We start from the raw sequence: 18,761 nt of genomic DNA, 5'->3' as shown, positions 1-18,761 counted from the left end.
TAATGGCGGAATTGGTGCGCTGCAGCGACATTTTTTCCACTCACGGTGGCGTCAAAGCCTCAAACACCAAGCGGTAACGACACCAGCGTCGTTCATCACGCCGCGACTTTTTGCGGTACAATGGGCCGGATGGTGAGATGTGAATGGTGAGATGTGAATGGTGAGATGTGAATGGCGACTTCGCCCAGTTGCGTGACGTGGCGGATGTGTCGAATTGGAGGGTGATGGGATGGAATTTGAACAGAGATTGGACCGCTATGCGGAGGTTGTGGTTAAGATTGGACTGAACATTCAACCCAACCAGCCGTTGTCTATTTCTGCGCCGCTCGAAACGGCCGATTTAGTGCGCGCGGTGGCACGCAAGGCGTATGAAGCGGGGGCGCGCCGCGTGGAAGTGGAGTGGGCGGACGACATCCTCTCTCGGATGCGCTTTGAACTCGCTCCCGAGGACTCCTTTCAGGAGTTTCCGAAATGGCGGGTTCAGCAGGCTGACGAAATGATCGACCAGGGCGGAGCATATCTGTTTGTGTCCGGCTCGGACCCAGACTTGCTTAAAGGCATCGACAGTGCGCGCATCGGCACCTGGCAGAAAGTGGCGCATGGGGCAATGCAGCGATTTCACCGCGCAACGACCACTATGAAAGTGAGTTGGCTGATCTGCGCCGCGCCGACTGACGCGTGGGCGGCCAGGGTGTTCCCGGAAGTGCCGGCCGCCGAGCGGATATCGCGCCTGTGGGACGCAATTTTTGAGGCGTCGCGCGTCAGCGGGGAGGACCCAGCTGCGCAGTGGGCGGAGCACATTCAACAGCTCCACCAGCGAGCTGCAAAACTAAACGACATGCGCCTGCAAGAGCTTCACTACCGCTCGACCCAGACGGACCTGACGGTAGAGTTGCCGCAGGGCCATCTGTGGATCGCGGCCGCAAGCAAAAACGACCGAGGCATTTCGTTTGTACCGAACATCCCGACTGAAGAAGTGTTCACCATGCCGAAAAAAGACGGCGTCAACGGGGTCGTACACAGCACACGCCCGCTCAGCTACGCCGGCACGCTGATTGAAGACTTCAGCCTGACCTTCGAGAATGGTCGCATTGTCGACTTTCAGGCGCAGAACGGGCGTGAAGCGCTCGAACAACTCATTGCTACAGACGAAGGTTCGCACTTTCTCGGGGAAGTGGCGCTCGTGCCGTATGAGTCGCCCATTTCGCAGCAGGGAGTGCTCTTTTACAACACGCTGTTTGACGAAAACGCTTCGTGTCACCTAGCGATTGGAAACGTCATTGAAGTCTGCATCGAAGGCGGAGGACAGATGTCGCCAGACCAACTACAGGCAAAGGGAGCGAACCAGAGTCTGACCCACGTCGATTTCATGATGGGCTCAGCCGACATGGACATCGATGGGACGACCCCGGATGGCCGTGTTATCCCGATCTTCCGACAAGGGAACTGGGCTCTCTGACGCTGGCGGTTCTCCCACAGCCAATGGCCCGATCGATCACGCCGCCGCCCAGACAGGTATCGCCGTCGTAAAACACGACGGACTGGCCAGGCGTGATCGCCCGCTGAGGCTGGTCGAACCAGACCGTGCAGACGTCGTCTGTGTTGCCGCCAGCACCTGACTCGCCATCGCGACCCGTCGTGCCGAGCGCAATCTCGACCCGCACAGACTGGTCAGGCTGCCTGTAGCGGAACTTCGCCGTGCACGCGAACGATGCCGCCGGCGGATGGCCAGCAACCCAGTGTAGGTCTGTCGCGACAAGTCCATCTGCGAACAGCGCCGGATGGTCCTCACCCTGGACGATGTACAGTGCATTCCCTGCAACGTCCTTGTCCGCAACGAACCACGGCGCGTTCGAGCGCTGACCGGGCGTGCCACCGATGCCAATGCCGTGACGCTGCCCAATCGTGTAGTACATCAAGCCTTGGTGTTCGCCTTTCACTTTTCCATCCAGGGTCATCATCGGTCCCGGCTGAGCAGGGAGGTAGTTGCTGAGAAACGAGCGGAAGTTTCGCTCTCCGATGAAGCAGATGCCGGTGCTGTCCTTTTTCTTCGCTGTAGCGAGGCCCGCAGCCTCGGCAATCCTGCGCACTTCCGGCTTTTCTAACCCGCCGAGCGGAAACAGGGTCTTCGCCAACGCTTCTTGGCCGACCTGGTACAGGAAGTAGGTCTGGTCCTTGTTGCGGTCGACCGCACGTGTGAGCGCAAACTGTCCGTCCACGTGCTTCACCTGCGCATAGTGGCCCGTCGCCAAGTAGTCGGCACCGAGGTCGAGCGCGGCATTCAGCAACTCTTTAAACTTGATCTCGCGGTTGCACACGACGTCAGGGTTCGGCGTCCGTCCGCGGCGGTACTCCTCGAGAAAGTATGCAAACACGCGGTCCATGTACTCGCGTTCAAAGTTGACGCTGTAGTACGGGATGCCGATTGTGTCGCAGACCCTACGCACGTCTTGAAAGTCTTCAGTGGCTGTGCAGACGCCGTTGTCGTCTGTGTCATCCCAGTTTTTCATAAATACGCCGATCACGTCGTACCCCTGCTGTTTGAGCAACAGCGCGGTTACAGAAGAGTCGACTCCGCCGGACATGCCAACAACCACCCGTGTGTAACGCGGTGGCTTGATTTCGAACGCTGGTTCCCTCTGCATGGGCTATGCCTCGCTTGCTGTACAAAGTGGCGGCAACCACGAGCGCCGCACGATTCCAGTACCCGCCATTCTACCACAGCGACACGCTGCGTCAACGCGAGTGGCTAGGGGAAGCTTCGTCTACTGTCGAATTGGTGCGAAGCAGCAGGGGATTTCTCGGGCAATATCGAACTGTTCGTGTCGAAGGAGCGGTGATGCAGGTGTTTACAATCGATCGTGAAGCGATTCTCGGGAATTCCCGGTTGAAGTTTTTGAGCGATCTCGTCCCTGTGGACGAGCACTTGGCGAACATTGAAAAGTTCATCAACCTCTGTTACGTGGAGGAAGGTTGGACCGTCGCACAGCACGGCCGCGTCATTGCTCTGCGTGCTACAGACGAGTCTCGCCTCAGTAGTGCCTTCAAGGCGAGTTTGTATTTAGGTAAGTACAACGACATGGCGAACACGAAGAGGTTTTTGACCAGTATGGTCGCGGCCGGACACTCGTATGAGCCCATCCGGGGCGAGACAGTGTTGTTTTTGTTCATCGGGATCGGCAAACCGGTTTACGACCACCTCGTGACCTACACGGTGGGACGTCCGACGCGCATCGCTGGTGGTCAGCGCGCAAACGTTCCGTGGGGGTTTGAGCTACCCGTTGAGGCGCGCAATCCGGGTGAGTACGAGGAGGAACTGGAGCGCATCCGCAACGTCATCCGCCTGGCGAAACAAGACCGTGCCGAGCAGATGCAGGCGGCCCGCGCCAAGCTGCCCGTCGGATACATCATGCCACCGTTTCTTATGGAGTTCTCCGAAGAAGCACTGATCAAAACAGTGTTCCGTCAGCGCCTCTTCGAAAAGGGTGCACAGGGCGCGACTGTGGAAGTGGTCTCTGATATGTTGCAGGCCTGTTTGCAGGTCGACGAGGAAAAGTGGACCGTCCTCATCGATTACCATGGGCCCCACTTGCAACAGTGGGAGAAGGCGATGCGGACGCTGCGCAAAGACGGGCTGACACTGCGCGACATCGCCGCGCAAGCAGGGGTCGACCCTGAACGCGCGCTCGAGACGCCCCTGTATGACTTGCTCGTGGAGACGGTTGGAAAGCTTCCGCCGTCCATGTGGGACAAAATGCGCTGATGCGCCTTTGTTACTCCTCTGTGACCGACATCGCAACCCAAATGCCGCGCGGGCCCTGTGTCTCTGGTTGATACAGTTCCACGAGGTACGAACACGTCCGGTGACGCACGCGGACCACTGCGTGCTGCAACCCGGAACCAGCTTCCTTAAACTGTTCTACGAACGTGTAGCTGTCAGACTTGCCGAGTCCGAGGTTGCGACTGCCGACGACCTGCGCTGTGCGGACTGGGCTCAGGCGCCAGAGGTGCTTCCCACGGTCGACCGATGATTGAATGTGAGCGTAGTCTTCCCCAGGAATCTCTACCCGCCCGGTTTGCACTTCAGGGCATGGCATCGCGTCCCCTCCTCCGTGTGCGGTCCCGGGACTTTTGTTCCTCCCGGTGACTGCTGCAGTCTATGCGGTGTTCGCACAGGGCTGTATGGGCATGTGTGGAGGGAACTTTAGCAAAATTTCACCGGGAATCACACGGATTGTGGTATTGTCGCGTCAGGAGGCGAGTTCGATGCTTGTCACGGCACAGCAACTCCAAGATGAGCGGAAATCCGGGGATTGGGTGGTGTTTGACTGCCGGTTCTCGCTGACAGACCTTCATCAAGGGCGCGAGGCGTACCTCGAGGCACACATTCCTGGTGCTTGGTACCTTGACCTCACACACGACCTGTCTGGACCGGTTGCAGCGCACGGCGGGCGGCACCCACTTCCGGACGTCGACCTGTTTGCTGCGAAACTGAGCATAGCGGGCGTAGGACCGAACACATCAGTTGCCGTCTACGACGACGGCGGAGGCATGGCTACCCGCGCGTGGTGGCTGCTGCGTTATGTGGGGCTTGACCGAGTATACGTGCTCGATGGTGGGTTTGCGGCGTGGTTGGCTGCAGGAGGGGAAACCTCTCGGGAAGTGCCAAAGCCGCGGCCGAGTACTTTTGAGCCGCGCGTGCGTGCGAGTGGAGTCGTAGAAACCAGGGAAGTGGAGAAAGTTGTCCAAGGCGAGAAGCACGCACTTTTGGTCGATGCCCGTGCTCCGGAGCGGTTTCGCGGCGACGTTGAGCCGCTTGACCCTGTAGCTGGACACATTCCGGGGGCGAGAAACGCGCTCTGGTCGGACAACCTCACGCCGGATGGATATTGGTTGCCTGCGGATGCGTTGCGAGAACGCTTTGCTCCGGTGGTCGGCGCTGCCGGTCACGACAGTGCTGTCGTCATGTACTGTGGCTCGGGCGTGACAGCCTGCGCCAACCTGTTCGCAATGCACCTCGCGGGATACGACAACGCAAAGTTGTACGCGGGCAGTTGGAGTGACTGGTGCTCCTACGCGGAGCACCCAGTTGCGACAGGTTCGGATGAGCACGGCACAAAATCTACCAGTGCGTGAGGTGGCTCGGCGCGTTAGGATGGACGAGAAGGAGGTTCGGTCATGCAACCCGGACGTGATCTGCACCAATCTGACGACCTGACAACCTCGTCCAGACGCCGCGCCGCCCGCCAGCTCAAGCGCGCACAGCGTCGTCGCCGCGCGTGGCGCCGCTTCGCCCGCTGGACAACGGGTGTTGTCGGTTCTTTTTTAGTCTTAATCGGAATCGGAGCCGCAGTCGCCTTCGGGACGCCGTTTGGGTCTCGAGTTCGAATGCTAGCGGCGGAAACTATCATCTCTACCCGCCATTATTACTTGGCGAAATATATCACCACATCAGCTGAGTACTCCATGCTGCTCAGTCAGTTGAATTCGCCCGTGGTAAACACCGGTGTCACGCATCACACCAAGGCACCGACGAACAAAGTGAGCACAGCGCCAGCCGTACCTCCAGTACAGGTACAGGACATCTCGGGACCGGGCTACACTGGATACGTCGTTCTGGTGCACGACCCGCGCCAGTTGCGGCTCGTCCACGCCAACGTACAGGGGGCGATGGGCGAGTACATTACCAATATGGCGAAGCGTGTCGGCGCAACGGTGGGCATTAACGCGAGCGGCTTTGAAGACCCGAATGGCAACGGTTGGGGCGGATATGCAGTGGGGCTCGAGTACGTCGGCGGCCATGTCATCGCAAATACCCCCGGAGCAGAGACTTGGCCCGTCGTCGGATTTACCAGTCAGGGCGACATGGTGATGGGCAACTACACGGTTGCTCAACTGCAACAAATGGGAGTTCGCGACGCCATGCAGTTTCACCCTGAACTGGTCGTCAACGGCAAGCCGCAAATCACCTACGGGGACGGTGGCTGGGGTTACGACCCGCGGACGGCCATCGGTCAGGCTAAGGATGGGACCGTGATCTTCATTGTGACCAACGGACGCTTCCACGGTGGTGCAGGTCTCGGCGCAAGCCAGAAGCAGGTAATGGATTTGATGCTGAAGTACGGAGCGGTCAATGCCTGTGCGATGGACGGTGGTTCATCGACTGTGTTGTATGCGAACGGCAAAATCATGAATTCGCCGTCGACGATCGACCCGAACGGACAGCGGCATCTGCCAGACGCCTGGATGGTGTTCCCGACTGTCGCTGCTGCGAATGCGTACACACCTTAATGGCGCTGTCGGCACAGACACCTGATTTACGAATCTATGAGCGAGGGCTGTTTCGGCCGTCGTTCTTTTTTGCGCAGCGACTGACTCGCGATTGCTCGAAGGGTTTGGTATGCTGAACTTGCAGTCCAATTGCGCCGCAGCAGCCGCCTCCATTTGATATCAGTCTCGACTGGACGGCGCATGAATAGCACAAGGAGTGGCGATACGATGAGTATGTCTGAATCCGTTGCAAGAACCGCGGGCGCCTTTCGCGATCACGTAAAAAAGATGCAGCACTACGGGGAAGCACTGTCGTTGATGTACTGGGATTTACGCACGGGTGCACCGCGGCTTGGGGTAGAGCTGCGTTCGGACGCCATTGCGACGCTTTCTGACGAAGTGTTTCGGATGAGCACGTCAGACCAAATGAGTGAGTATCTAGCAGTACTGACGGACAGTGCTGTTTACCCGACTTTGGACCGCGTTCTGCAGCGCGCGGTGGAAGAAGCGAAAAGAGAGTTTGAGCGCAGCCGCAAAGTTCCGGCGGAGCGCAACCGCGCGTATGTCCTGCTCGCTTCGCAAGCCGAGTCCGTGTGGGAGGAAGCGCGCGCCAAAGACGACTTTGCGATGTTTCGCCCGTACCTAGAACAAATCGTGGCGATGAAACAGGAGTTCATCGACTACTGGGGATACGAGGCGAACAAGTACGACACACTGCTCGATATATTTGAACCAGGCGTTACAGTCACTGAGCTAGACCAAGTGTTCGGTCAACTGCGCAAGGACACAGTCGACCTCGTGCAAGCCATCGCACACAGCGGACGACGCATCGACGAGTCACCGTTTGAACGGTTCTACGACGTGGCAAAACAGCGGGAGGTCAGCCGCATACTGCTCGAGTCGATGGGGTACGATTTCGCGGCGGGCCGGCTTGATGAGACGCTGCACCCGTTCGAGTCCACGATCAACCGTTACGACGTGCGTGTGACGACCAAGTACTTGCCAAACGATGTGCGCAGCAACATCTTCAGCGTGATCCACGAAGGCGGTCACGCTCTATACGAACAAGGCATCTCGCCAGACCTGATTGGCACGGGCCTGTGCAGCGGGACGTCATTTGGAATTCACGAGTCGCAGTCGCGTTTTTGGGAGAACATGATTGGCCGCACGCGCGAGTTCTGGGAGTTCCACTACCCGAAACTGCTCGAGATATTCCCGACCCAGTTGGCGGATGTCGCGCTGGAAGACTTCTACCGTGGCGTGAATGTGGTGCGCCCGTCGCTTATCCGCATTGAAGCGGATGAGGTGACGTATAACCTGCACATCATGATTAGGTACGAGATCGAGAAGGGTCTCATCAACGGTGACCTGCGCGTAGCGGACTTGCCAGGTATTTGGCGCGAAAAAATGCACGACTACCTCGGCGTGACACCAGACACCGATGCGGACGGCGTTCTCCAAGACGTGCACTGGTCTGGCGGCGACTTCGGTTACTTCCCGTCGTATGCACTGGGCAACATTTACGCAGCCCAGTTCCGCCATACGCTGGCAAAGGAAGTGCCGGACTACATGGACCAGGTGCGCCGTGGCAATCTAGGGGTCATCCGCGACTGGCTGAAAGGTCACATTCATCAGTATGGGGCGGTGCTCAAACCGGCCGAGATCGTACAACAGGTGACTGGTGAGCCGATGAACGGCAAGTACTTGGTTGCGTACCTGCGCGAAAAATTCGGCGCTCTGTACGGCGTGTGAGCTAGGTCAGAGCGATGACAACAGAATCGAACGCGTCTGACGCAGACGTCTCTCAAGGACTGTCGAAGGAGCGTTGGGCGGTATTTGGTGTGGTTGCGCTGGCGTATCTGCTGGTGTTTGCCCAGCGCACCGGCCCCGGTCTCATCACAAACCACTTACAGACAGAGTTCCACGTCACCGCAGCCACTCTTGGCACGATGACGAGCATTCAGTACTTGCTGTACATGCTGTTGCAGATCCCGGTCGGCCTGTTCGGAGACCGCTTCGGACCGGAGCGACTGTTTGTCGCCGGTGTTATGTTTGATGGCGTCGGTACACTGATATTCTCCGAGGCGCATGTCTTCGGGTGGCTGCTCATTGGGCGAGCGGTAGTGGGGCTTGGCGACGCGCTCATCTGGGTCAATATCGTGCTGATTCTCGCCAAACGGTTTTTGCAGCAGGAGTTCGGTGTGTTGCTTGGCCTCGTTGGCACAGGTGGGAACATTGGCGCACTGTTGACTACCCTGCCCTTTGCTGCTTGGGTCTCCGCAGTCGGGTGGCGACAACCGTTTTTTCTGCTTGGCCTCGCACTATTACTAGTAGGTTGCCTAGCAGCAGTTTTACTACTGCGCAGGCGCCGCACAGTGGGGGCGCTTCCGCGTGCTGTAGTGGCGCATCCGGCGCAGACAAGTACGGCGCCAAAGATTGTGTACGTCCCGGTGCTACAAGTTCTGCGTCGTGTTGTGCGGGCGCGGCTCGCATGGGCGACATTCGCGTGTCACTTTGGCATCGTCGGAACGTACATGGGGTTTGTCAGTTTGTGGGCTGTGCCATTCTTTATCGCTTCCTACCACATTGGCAGGTCGCAAGCGGCCTGGTTTACCCTCATCGCATTTGTTGGAGCTCTTGTCGGTGGACCTGTAACGGGGGTAATTTCGGACCGCTTGGGGCGCCGGCGGATGCCGTACTTGTGGCTGCAGGGACTGGCCGTTCTCGCTTGGGTGACCATGTGGGTGGGCGGTGGCCACCTCCCAGTCGTCGTCACGGCGCTTCAGATGTTTGTGCTTGGCTTTGGCAACGGGGGTAGTCTGCTCACGTTTGCGGCCATCCGGGATCAGACCGAACCATCGCAAAGTGGTGTGATGTCCGGCTTTGCAAACGCAGGAGGTTTTTTGAGTGCGGTCCTGCTCCCAGTTTTGTACGGAGCCGTGGTCGATTCCGCGAGTCCAGCGTCCGCTTCTGGAGTTCCAGCTACAGCGCACGCGATGGCGATGGGTCTGTTGGTACCCACTGTTTTCTCCCTCGTCGGCTTTGTCGGGGCGACGCTGTTGCCAGAGTTCCGGCATTGATGGGAGGTAGACTCAGCGCATAGAATAGTAGCAATAGGAGGCGGTGATTTGGGCGTACAGCGACTCGGGGAGGACTGGTTCATCCGCACAGAGGAAGAACGCACCCACGTAGTGGCGCTCCGCGACCGGGCAGCAGAGTTTGCCAAGCGAGCACCTCTGCACGATGAAGAAGGCAGCTTCCCGCATGAGAACATCGACGAACTGCGCAACCTCGGGTATACGCGTTGGACTGTGCCAAAGGAGTTTGGAGGCGAGGAAATTAGCCTCTACGAGATGCTTCTATGTCAAGAGGCGCTGGCGCGCGCGGACGGGTCTACAGCGCTCGCGATTGGCTGGCATGTCGGTATGATTTTGAACCTGCGTGCCAGCGGCGCGTTTCCACAGTCGCTGTTTGCTGAGGTGTGCACGACCGCAGTGGCAAACGGGGCGCTCATCAACAGTTGTGCATCTGAGCCGGCGACGGGGAGCCCGAGCCGCGGTGGCCGACCGGAGACGACGGCGGTGCCGGTGGACGGCGGATATCAGGTGACTGGCCGTAAGACGTTCAGCACCTTGTCCCCCGCTCTGGACTGGATTCTCATCACGGCGGGCATTGAGGGCAGCAACACAATTGGCGAGTTCTTGGTCCGAGGGCAAGACGTGCAGATTGTCGAGACGTGGAACACGATGGGGATGCGCGCGACGGGCAGTCACGATATTGTCCTCGATCACGTGTTTGTTCCCGCCGACCGACTGGTGGACACCCTTGAGCCCGGCGATAAGTCACGGCGAAACCTCGACGGCGGGGGCTGGATGCTGCACATACCCGCCTGCTACCTCGGTGTTGCGTTGGGCGCGAGGGACTTCGCGGTGGAGTACGCGGCGACCTACCAGCCGAACAGCCTGCCGCACCCCATTGCGCAAGTTCCCCATGTGGCGGCGAAACTCGGCGAGATGGAGTTAAAGTTGCTTACGGCACGCACCTTGATGTATGACCTGGCACAGCGCTTTGATGACGCGAGTCCGGAGGTGCGACGACAGTTGCGGCCGCAAATGGGCGCAGTCAAGATGGTTGCGACGAACACGGCACTTGAGGTCGTCGATCTCGCAATGCGCGTCGTCGGCGCGAGAAGTCTCTGGCGCGACTTACCACTCGAACGAATGTACCGTGACGTCAGAGCAGGCTTGCACAACCCACCGATGGAAGATGTGGTCTTACAGTCGCTGGCACAGACTGTGTTGGCGGCAAGGCGTAACAACTGAAGGGAGTTCTGTGGCTGAGTAGAAATTAATCAGAGCCACTTCGTCACGGCGGCGCGAGCCCGCGCTGCCGATGGTGGAGAGGAAACGGGGGATTAAAGATGGGGTACAACTTTGCGCGCGCAATTGACGAAATTGCGCGCCAGAACCCGGACCGATTGGCTGTGTTAGCGGTCCGGCCTGACGGCACGGAGCGTCGGTTGACCTACGGGGAACTGCGGAAGCAGACAGACCGCTTGGCAAGCGGCCTGGCGCGGATGGGGGTACGACCGCATGACCGCGTGCTGGTCTTGCTGCCGCGCGGGATTGAGCCGTACCTGACGTACGTGGCACTGCTTAAGGCGGGTGTAACGGTTCTACCTGGGTCGGAGATGTTGCGCGCGAACGATATCGAGTACCGCGTGCAACACGCACAAGTCAACGTCGTGGTTGCGCATCACACGCTGACAAGTGAGGTCGACGTGGTTCGCGGCACGTGCCCGAGTCTCCAGTTCTTCTTCAGCGTTGGCAGTGAGGTCGAGGGCTGGACGGATGCTGGATCTGTGTTGGAACTAGGCTCAGACCTGTCGACAATCGCCGATATGAAGGACGACGACCTGGCGTTTCTGTCTTACACCAGTGGCACTACGGGCGGTCCGAAAGCCGTTATGCACACGTACGCGTGGCCGCGGGAACACCTCGCGGTGGCAGGCACCTACTGGTTTGACGCCCAGCCAACCGACCTCGCCTGGGCGACTGCTGGTCCTGGTTGGGCGAAGTGGGTGTGGAGTCCGTTTGTATCCACCATTGGCAACGGCGCCACGGCGTTTGTCTACGAGGGTAGGTTCTCCCCGGACGTCTACCTGGATATGATCGAGAAGTACAAAGTGACGTTGCTGTGCGCGACGCCGACCGAATACCGCCTAATGGCGAAGCTCGATGACCTGCCATCGCGGCACCTCACTCTGCGCTCAGCTTGCTCGGCTGGTGAACCGCTTAACCGCGAGGTGATTGAAACCTTCCAGCGCGAGTTTGATGTGACCGTTCGCGACGGTTACGGCCAGACGGAGAACAGTCTACTCGTCGGTACGTTGCAGGACATGGAGGTGCGTCCGGGATCGATGGGGAAACCCTTCCCTGGCACACGCATCGCGATTGTCGACGACGCTGGAGAAATCCTCGCGCCTGGAGAGATTGGCCACATCGCCGTGCACAAGTCGTTTCCTGCCCTGTTTCGCGGCTACCTGAACGACGAAGTGCGGACAGAGAAGGCTTTTCGCGGCGAATGGTATATCACGGGCGATCAGGGACGGATGGATGAGGATGGCTACTTCTGGTTTGAGGGCCGGGCAGATGACATCATCATCTCCGCAGGCTACACGATTGGCCCGTTTGAAGTCGAGGACGCCCTCGTCAAACACCCGAAAGTGGCGGAGTGCGCAGTCGTAGCGTGCCCGGATGAAGAGCGTGGTCACATTGTGAAGGCGTACGTCATTTTGCGCCGACCGGAGGACGCGGAAGACCCGGGACTCGTGGCGCTGCTGCAGGAACACGTCAAACAGGTGACGGCGCCGTATAAATATCCGCGCGCCATCGAGTTTGTCGAGAGCCTGCCGAAGACGACAAGCGGCAAGATTCGCCGCGTGGAACTGCGTCAACGCGACACGGCGGAGGTCTCGCGTTGACGAAAGAACGGTCCCAGGCTGAGGACGCTGAGCCGCGCGATGGGCTGTGCCGGAGTGCGTAGAAAGTGCTGCGACCGAGTGCGGTGCGCGGCTACCGCATAGAATGCCGCTGCGGCGCTGCGGCGCCGGGTCCGCAGAGAGTGCCGTTGCGGGACTGCGGTGCCGGGTCGCCGCGCCTACTCGAAGCGGCTGACGATGCTGAATCTGTCCTCTGAGCCGCGAAGTGAGACTAACCGCGGGCTTGCCCCTGTGGCGGCACATACCATTTGCGACGTAATGAAGGCATCCGAGGGGATGCCTTTTTCTCTGATCTCGTCCTGCGTCAGCCACGCCAGCGGCCCTTCCTCGCTTTCGCGTAACTGTCCGCCGACAACGCTCAGACGAAACACACACATCAGGAAGTGGTTGACTCCGCCATCGACGGGAATCACTTCGGAGACTGTTCCTGCGAAGTTGACAATCTCCGCTGCTAGTCCAGTTTCTTCAAAAAACTCGCGCACGATCGCTTGCTCCGGGTGTTCACCCACTTCAATCTTGCCGCCTGGCATGGCCCAGCGACCAACGTACGGGGCCTTAGTGCGCTGAATCATCAGACACCGTCCTTCTTCATCCACGACGGTGCCGATACTACTGGACACGAGTTGGTTGAGATATCGAGTCACAACGAAAGCTCCTCTCTCGGTGCGAGGACACTGACTGGAAGGATGTGTCGCAAGGTGGCGTCGATCACGCTGACGCGCGCATGCCAGGAATTGGCGTCGACAAAGGCCTGGCGCTCCGTTGCATCTGGCATCCGCCGCTCACCAGCGAGGATTCGATCGATGGCTTCGGCAGCATCCCGGGCAGTGTGAGTAATCCACAGTGAGTCCGATAACTTCTGCAACTCCGGAATTGGAGTGGCAATGACCTCGCGGTTAGCGGCGAGGTACTCGTATACCTTGACCGGATTGACGCTTTGCGCGACTTTGTCGGCAGGGTTAAACGCGACTAGTGTGGCGTCGCTGCCAGCGAGAAACTGCGGCAGTTGACCGTACGGTTGCCGTCCGAGTAGGTGGATGTTCGGTTTCTGCCGAAGTCGGCTGACGTCTGTCTCAATCGGTCCGACAAGGACGATTTGCAAGTGGGGTCGAGCGTCGGCGAGGTCGCACAAAAACGTTTGGTCAATCCAACTGCCGATGCCGCCGAACATCGTGATCCGCGGTGACGGCAACTCACGAATCAGCGGGTGCACGGGAGCGCTTGCGGTGGTGGCAAAGTGCTCCGTCTGCGCTGCATTTGGCAACAGCGTCACGTTGGCGTGCCACTGGCGCATGCGCTTGTCGAGGTTACCCGCGGTGGCGAACACAGCGCGGCTCTGGCTGACCATGTCCCACTCCATCAAGTCGACCACATGAGGACGGACGAACCCGGGAAACTGCGCGTGCAAGTCGACGCAGTCGTAGACCGATGCGACCGGGTGGAGAAACGCTAACAGGTCAGCCGACCCAGGCAGCATCGACAAGAGTATGTACGGCCCCGGCGCAGCGTGCGAAATTTGCAACGCGAGCAGGCGCTGATTGAAGCGGTTGATGGCGCGTTCCATGTTGCCAAAAGGGAGTGTTGCGAACGGAGACAAAACGCGAAGGCTGCCGGTGGCGTCTGCCGCCCCTTGGCCCGCGCTGGCGGGATTGACAGTAAGTGTCCGGACAGGGGGATTTGGCCACGCCCGGTCCCGTAAATCGCGGTTCTTGATCGGGCTCAGCCAGGTGATGGGCCCGTCCACAAACAAGACGTTCCAGCCCCGCTCCGCGAGCCCGCGGGCGAAATGCTGCGGTCTGGCCGTGATGCCGTCCCAGGCGACTGCCGAGGTCAAGACGATGGTAGGCGTCTCTGCCGCGGCGGTGTCGGCCGCGTGCTGCTTCACCAAATCAACCAACTCCCCGCGTGTGATCACTTCATTAAACCAGTGCTGTCCAACTGGCGTCAAGTTCTTGGTTCCCCAATATTGCGGTTGCGATAGTAGACTTACTCTCGTCACAATGGCCGCGATAGATGAGAGGCAGGTAGTGATATGGGGGCCGCCACGACGGAGATGGGCGCGATTCTCCTCATTGGACGGACGAGTACGCAGTAAGATGTCGATCCCGCCTTCAAACGCCGGTGGCGCTTCGACGAGCTGACCTTCGTCGCGCCCCCGGATTTACGGATTTACCGGCCCGCCGCGCATCTCTTCCGGCTGAAGCTCGAAGACCGGCCACTTAGCCGCATCGACATCGACGCCACCGCCCACCACACCGACCTGTACTCTGGCGTAGACATCGAACACGTCGTGGAGGTCGCGAGGGAGCGGGTGGTGAACGGGATCCTCGAAAGCGGCATCGAACGCCCGATTGAGATTGAGATTTGCGACCTGGAGGTAGTCATCGTGGATACCAAACCGTCGACGGTGAACTGGCTGCGAACGGTGAAGGAGTACGTCCAGTACGCCAACAGGGATGGCCGGTACAGCGATGTCGCGGCGTTCTTACGCAACTATCGGACCCTGTAGCAAGGGCGATGGGCGGTGTATCCGGGCGAGTGGGCAGTAGCGGATGAACAGGGGGTGTGCGCGTTCTACATCAGCCGCGGGCAACCGCGATTCGCACGGGCGGGGCAGCGGTGCTTCCGGTTGCGGTGGGGTGGGCGGTGTTTCCGGTTCCAGCGGGTGGTGTTTCCGGTTCCAACGGGCAGTGTTTCCGGTTCCGGTGGGCAGTGTTAACCGCACATAACCGCTTATATCGCGATTTTGGGGGTGCCGCGGACTTAATAAGCCGCCCGCCACCGCTTAAGGCCGCATTTCAGGCCCGATCGGGGTCCGAAAATGACTGATAAGCTGTTTCGGGCGGTTTATATGCTCGTCTATGAGGCCTATTGACCCGGATAAGCTGTCCTGTGCCGTAATGGCGCGGGGCGCAGGTTGCTCAGAGGCCGGTTTGGCGCCGGATCCCGTTCATCGGGCGCGGATAAGCTGTTCTTTGCCGTAATGCCGCCCTCCGCAGGTTGCTCAGAGGCCGGTTTGGCGCCGGATCTCGTTCATCGGCGCGGATAAGCTGTTCTTTGCCGTAATGCCGCCCTCCGCAGGTTGCTCAGAGGCCGGTTTGGCGCCGGATCCCGTTCATCGGCGCGGATAAGCTGTCCTGTGCCGCAGGCCGCCCTCCGCGGGCCCGCTGCCCGCCGCTCGTCGCTCGTCGCAGGCCGCCCCCCGCAGGCCTCCCTCCGCTGCCCGCTGCCCGCAGTCCGCAGTCCGCCCGCAGGCCGCCCGCCTACTCTCGTTTACTCCGCCTGCAGTTCGTCCTCGTCTTCGAGGTAGAGCGTGCGTGAGCTCTCGTCGTAGGCGAACAACTCGGAGTAGCGGCCCCAGTCGATAATTGTGTCGAGTTGTCCCTCGGCCGCCTCTGAACCGACGCTCTTGCGGATGACCTCGAGGAAGAACTCGCGCGGCATGCGGCGGTTGCGCTTGGACTCGAGCACCCAGCGGATGCGCCCGAAGATGGGGATGCGCGAGCGTAGCTGCGTCTGGAACATCTCCTTGCGTTCGAGCACGTTGGTCGCAGCGAAGTCCTTGCCGACGTCCGTCAGCGAAATGTCGCCGTGGCTGACGTTGGCGAAGCCGAGCATCTGCGCAGCTTCGACGAGCGGCAACAAGTCGTCGAGTTCGAACATCAGTTCATCCGCGAGTTTGTAGAGGTCCGACTTAATCTCGAGGTCGTCGAGCAACTCCAGAAACCCAGTCAAGGCGCCTGACGGCACGTGTGGGAGCGGAGTGTACTTCTTCTGTGCTTCACTTTTCTGGACACTGGTCGTCTCGTTGGCGCGGGAGTATGTCAAGATTGAGTAGATGCGGTCGACGAGTTTGGTAAACGCCTCGTCTTTGCGCTCGCGCCAGTGCGGCAGCGTGATCTTAATATCTGCGATCACGGTCGCCGGGTCGCGCGACAGCACCACAGCGCGGTCTGCCATGTACACCGCTTCCTCAATGCCGTGCGTGACCATGATGATCGACTTCGTCGGGATTTTCTTCTCGAGCCACAGCTCGAGCAGGTCACGGCGCAGGTTCTCCGCAGTCAGCACGTCGAGCGCGGAGAACGGCTCATCCATGAGCAGGATGTCCGGCTCCATCACGAGCGCGCGGCCGAGTCCAACGCGCTGGCGCATGCCACCGGAGAGCTCGCGCGGGTAGGCGCCTTCGAAGCCGTCTAGGCCAATCATGTCAATCACGTCGAGTGCCCGACTGCGTTTATCCGTCGGCGACAAGTCCTTGTAGCGCAGGCCAAGTTCCACGTTCTGTAGGACGGTCAGCCACGGAAACAGTGCAAACGACTGAAACACCATGCTGACGCCGGGGTTTGCAGAAACCACAGGTTGGCCGAGGTAACTGACCGTGCCAGAGGTCGATTTCACCAGCCCCGCGATGATGCGAAGCAGTGTCGACTTACCCGAACCCGATGGCCCCAGAATCGCCACGAACTCACCCTCACCGATGGACAGGTCGATGTCCTGGAGCACCGTGACCTTTTGTTCCTCCGGCGCGTCGTAGCGCTTGCTGACTTCATTCAACTCGAGCAATACGCTCATCGTTCATCCCTCCATCAATCGAGGTGGAAGCGGTTCTCCGCCAAGCGGTGCATGGGCCGCCAAACGAAGTGGTTCACGAGCACGACGAATGCAGACATCACAATCAGCCCGACAATGAAGTCCGCCCAGTGGTGGTCGGCAGCGGTGATGTCGAGAAACGAGCCGAGACCGGATGCGGCGTGCACGCGGTTCTTCCATGTGACGAATTCAGCGAGAATGCTCGCGTTCCACGCACCGCCGCTCGCAGTGATACACCCGGTCACGAGGTAGGGGAAGATGCTCGGTAAAATCAGCCGTTTCCAACGTTCCCACCCGCGCAGGCCGAGTACTCTGGTCGCTTCTTTGAGGTCGTTCGGGATTGACATCGATCCTGCGATCACGCTAAACAAAATATACCACTGCGTACCGAGCATCATCAGCGGTACGGCGCCTAGTTGAAAGCTGATGCCAAGCGCGATATAGATGACCGTCACGAGTGGGTAGATCGTGTTCGTCGGGAATGAAGCCATCATTTGAATGAGCGGTTGCGCGATGCGCGACGCTCGCGGGTTGAGTCCAATGGCGACACCCACTGGCACTGTCCAGGCGATGGCGAGTACCGTCGACGCCAGCACACGACTGAGCGTGTATGCGCCGAGCACAATGATGTGAAGAATTTCCGTGATGCCAAGTCGCGCGACCTCTTGAACGCCAAGCACGCCGTAGATGGCGACGAGTACCGTCAGCGCCGCCAGCACGAGCCACAGAAATGCACGCCGCACCAGCCGTGCATTGGAGTGCGTGCCGCGAAACTTCGGCCGCCGGCGCGCGAACATCACAATGAAACGATCAAGTGCGCGAAAAGCAGCGCCGAAAACAGCCGTGGACACCCACTCGGCAAGACGTGAGCGGCGCAGGATTTGCAAAAACCAAGACTTCGGTGCGTCGTCAGCGCCACTCAGGTCCATTTTGAACTTTTGCGACCACGCAACGATGGGGCGCCAGAACAGCTGGTCGACGATCACGATGAGCAACATCATGGCTACGATGCCGTAAACGGTGGCTCGGGTGTTTCCATCTTCGATGGCTGTGGCGATGTAAGACCCAATTCCGGGGAGTTCCACTGTGTGGTGGCCGACCGTCAGCGCTTCACTGGCAGCAAGGAAAAACCAGCCGCCGCCAAACGACATCATGCTGTTCCAGACCAGGCCAATCATGCTGTACGGAAGTTCGAGACGTGTGAATCTCCCAAACGCGTCAAGCCGGTTCATCGACGCTGCTTCACTCAGTTCGCGTGGGACGGTCGACACAGACTGGTAAAAGGAGAAGGTCATATTCCACGCCTGACCGGTGAAGATTGCGAAGATCGAAGCAAATTCCAGGCCGAGCAGGCTGTGCGGAAAGAGTGCCATAAACCCTGTCACCGTAATTGACAAAAAGCCGAGGACGGGGATGGACTGCAGGATGTCGAGAATCGGGATCATAATCTTCTGTGCGGTTTTGTTGCGCGCAGCTGCACGGCCGTAAATAAAGGTAAACATGAGCGAGAAGAAAAATGCGATGAACATGCGCAGGAGAGAGCGCGCTGAATAGTACGGCAGCATCCACCAGGACAGTGAGATTTTCGGTTCGTGCCGCAGCGAAAATGGCACGTTCATGTCCGCCGTCAAGCGTACGACGAGGTAGAGGAGGGCGAAAATGAAAATTGCCACGAGACCGTCGGCCCACGATATTCGACGTACGGTGATGAGGGTACCCCATGTCCGCTTCAACGGTCTCACCTCCCGATTACGCACCAAGCAGAATGTATCATGCAGGATGCGGCGTGACAAGCAAACAGGTTGTCGTCGGAGTCCTGTGTTGTGGCCTGCGTCGGTCCAAACACGGTAATTGACACTCTGTTTTGTCGGTGATATAGTACCGCTATCAATCAACC

15 protein-coding genes are annotated in these 18,761 nt (G+C 59.3%); 9 read left to right on the top strand and 6 right to left on the bottom strand.

Features of this window, described 5'->3' with window-relative positions:
- Nucleotides 1-229: 229 nt before the first annotated feature.
- Entirely contained in the window at nucleotides 230-1,459 is a 1,230-nt protein-coding gene (locus JC200_RS05970) for an aminopeptidase (protein WP_274435282.1), read from the top strand.
- Here the strand turns inward: JC200_RS05970 and mnmA are convergent.
- On the bottom strand, nucleotides 1,422-2,645 hold the full coding sequence (mnmA, locus tag JC200_RS05965; protein WP_274435281.1) for a tRNA 2-thiouridine(34) synthase MnmA: 1,224 nt from the start codon (nucleotides 2,643-2,645) through the stop codon (nucleotides 1,422-1,424). The two genes, JC200_RS05970 and mnmA, sit on opposite strands and share 38 nt — an antisense overlap.
- A gap of 14 nt (nucleotides 2,646-2,659) precedes the next feature.
- On the opposite strand from mnmA, the gene JC200_RS05960 reads away from it, so the two are divergent.
- A complete protein-coding gene (locus tag JC200_RS05960; RefSeq protein WP_274435279.1) occupies nucleotides 2,660-3,763 on the top strand; it encodes a hypothetical protein in 1,104 nt (367 codons plus the stop codon).
- Nucleotides 3,764-3,773: 10 nt separating this feature from the next.
- Here JC200_RS05960 and JC200_RS05955 read toward each other — a convergent pair whose 3' ends face one another.
- Nucleotides 3,774-4,097, bottom strand: coding sequence for a hypothetical protein (locus JC200_RS05955; protein WP_274435278.1), 324 nt, complete (start codon nucleotides 4,095-4,097; stop codon nucleotides 3,774-3,776).
- Between the two features lie 169 nt (nucleotides 4,098-4,266).
- Here JC200_RS05955 and JC200_RS05950 point away from each other — a divergent pair, with 169 nt between their 5' ends.
- The 6 genes from JC200_RS05950 to JC200_RS05925 all read left to right on the top strand — a co-directional run bounded on the left by JC200_RS05950 (nucleotide 4,267) and on the right by JC200_RS05925 (nucleotide 12,253).
- Nucleotides 4,267-5,136, top strand: a complete 870-nt coding sequence (locus JC200_RS05950) for a sulfurtransferase (RefSeq protein WP_274435277.1) — start codon at nucleotides 4,267-4,269, stop codon at nucleotides 5,134-5,136.
- A 42-nt stretch (nucleotides 5,137-5,178) separates the two neighbouring features.
- The gene (locus JC200_RS05945) at nucleotides 5,179-6,291 is read left to right on the top strand and encodes a phosphodiester glycosidase family protein (protein WP_274435276.1); all 1,113 of its coding nucleotides are present in this window, start codon (nucleotides 5,179-5,181) and stop codon (nucleotides 6,289-6,291) included.
- A 213-nt stretch (nucleotides 6,292-6,504) separates the two neighbouring features.
- Entirely contained in the window at nucleotides 6,505-8,022 is a 1,518-nt protein-coding gene (locus JC200_RS05940; protein WP_274436476.1) for a carboxypeptidase M32, read from the top strand.
- Nucleotides 8,023-8,036: 14 nt separating this feature from the next.
- A complete protein-coding gene (locus tag JC200_RS05935) occupies nucleotides 8,037-9,350 on the top strand; it encodes an MFS transporter (protein WP_274435275.1) in 1,314 nt (437 codons plus the stop codon).
- A gap of 48 nt (nucleotides 9,351-9,398) precedes the next feature.
- Nucleotides 9,399-10,592 carry an acyl-CoA dehydrogenase family protein gene (locus JC200_RS05930; protein WP_274435274.1) on the top strand — a complete coding sequence of 398 codons (1,194 nt, stop codon included), beginning with the start codon at nucleotides 9,399-9,401 and terminating at the stop codon, nucleotides 10,590-10,592.
- Between the two features lie 98 nt (nucleotides 10,593-10,690).
- On the top strand, nucleotides 10,691-12,253 hold the full coding sequence (locus JC200_RS05925; protein WP_274435273.1) for an acetate--CoA ligase: 1,563 nt from the start codon (nucleotides 10,691-10,693) through the stop codon (nucleotides 12,251-12,253).
- A 176-nt stretch (nucleotides 12,254-12,429) separates the two neighbouring features.
- Here the strand turns inward: JC200_RS05925 and JC200_RS05920 are convergent, their stop codons facing one another.
- The gene (locus JC200_RS05920) at nucleotides 12,430-12,915 is read right to left on the bottom strand and encodes an NUDIX domain-containing protein (RefSeq protein ID WP_274435272.1); all 486 of its coding nucleotides are present in this window, start codon (nucleotides 12,913-12,915) and stop codon (nucleotides 12,430-12,432) included.
- Nucleotides 12,912-14,219, bottom strand: coding sequence for a glycosyltransferase family protein (locus tag JC200_RS05915; protein ID WP_274435271.1), 1,308 nt, complete (start codon nucleotides 14,217-14,219; stop codon nucleotides 12,912-12,914). The genes JC200_RS05920 and JC200_RS05915 overlap by 4 nt, the downstream gene beginning before the upstream one ends.
- 363 nt (nucleotides 14,220-14,582) lie before the next feature.
- Here JC200_RS05915 and JC200_RS05910 point away from each other — a divergent pair, with 363 nt between their 5' ends.
- The gene (locus tag JC200_RS05910; protein ID WP_274435270.1) at nucleotides 14,583-14,780 is read left to right on the top strand and encodes a hypothetical protein; all 198 of its coding nucleotides are present in this window, start codon (nucleotides 14,583-14,585) and stop codon (nucleotides 14,778-14,780) included.
- Between the two features lie 764 nt (nucleotides 14,781-15,544).
- Here the strand turns inward: JC200_RS05910 and JC200_RS05905 are convergent.
- On the bottom strand, nucleotides 15,545-16,846 hold the full coding sequence (locus JC200_RS05905; RefSeq protein WP_274435268.1) for an ABC transporter ATP-binding protein: 1,302 nt from the start codon (nucleotides 16,844-16,846) through the stop codon (nucleotides 15,545-15,547).
- A gap of 14 nt (nucleotides 16,847-16,860) precedes the next feature.
- The gene (locus JC200_RS05900) at nucleotides 16,861-18,597 is read right to left on the bottom strand and encodes an ABC transporter permease (protein ID WP_274435267.1); all 1,737 of its coding nucleotides are present in this window, start codon (nucleotides 18,595-18,597) and stop codon (nucleotides 16,861-16,863) included.
- Nucleotides 18,598-18,761 lie beyond the last annotated feature (164 nt).

It is taken from the genome of Alicyclobacillus sp. ALC3 (assembly GCF_028751195.1).
In the GTDB taxonomy this organism is placed as follows: domain Bacteria; phylum Bacillota; class Bacilli; order Alicyclobacillales; family Alicyclobacillaceae; genus Alicyclobacillus_L.
Note: the sequence above shows the minus strand (reverse complement) of the source record. Positions and strands in the feature narration are given on the sequence as shown.

Excerpts from the sequence above, each read along its gene's own strand:
- JC200_RS05970 (WP_274435282.1), top strand. The coding sequence starts at position 230 with ATGGAATTTGAACAGAGATTGGACCGCTATGCGGAGGTTGTGGTTAAG.
- mnmA (WP_274435281.1), bottom strand. The coding sequence starts at position 2,645 with ATGCAGAGGGAACCAGCGTTCGAAATCAAGCCACCGCGTTACACACGG.
- JC200_RS05955 (WP_274435278.1), bottom strand. The coding sequence starts at position 4,097 with ATGCCATGCCCTGAAGTGCAAACCGGGCGGGTAGAGATTCCTGGGGAA.
- JC200_RS05950 (WP_274435277.1), top strand. The coding sequence starts at position 4,267 with ATGCTTGTCACGGCACAGCAACTCCAAGATGAGCGGAAATCCGGGGAT.
- JC200_RS05945 (WP_274435276.1), top strand. The coding sequence starts at position 5,179 with ATGCAACCCGGACGTGATCTGCACCAATCTGACGACCTGACAACCTCG.
- JC200_RS05940 (WP_274436476.1), top strand. The coding sequence starts at position 6,505 with ATGTCTGAATCCGTTGCAAGAACCGCGGGCGCCTTTCGCGATCACGTA.
- JC200_RS05935 (WP_274435275.1), top strand. The coding sequence starts at position 8,037 with ATGACAACAGAATCGAACGCGTCTGACGCAGACGTCTCTCAAGGACTG.
- JC200_RS05925 (WP_274435273.1), top strand. The coding sequence starts at position 10,691 with ATGGGGTACAACTTTGCGCGCGCAATTGACGAAATTGCGCGCCAGAAC.
- JC200_RS05905 (WP_274435268.1), bottom strand. The coding sequence starts at position 16,846 with ATGAGCGTATTGCTCGAGTTGAATGAAGTCAGCAAGCGCTACGACGCG.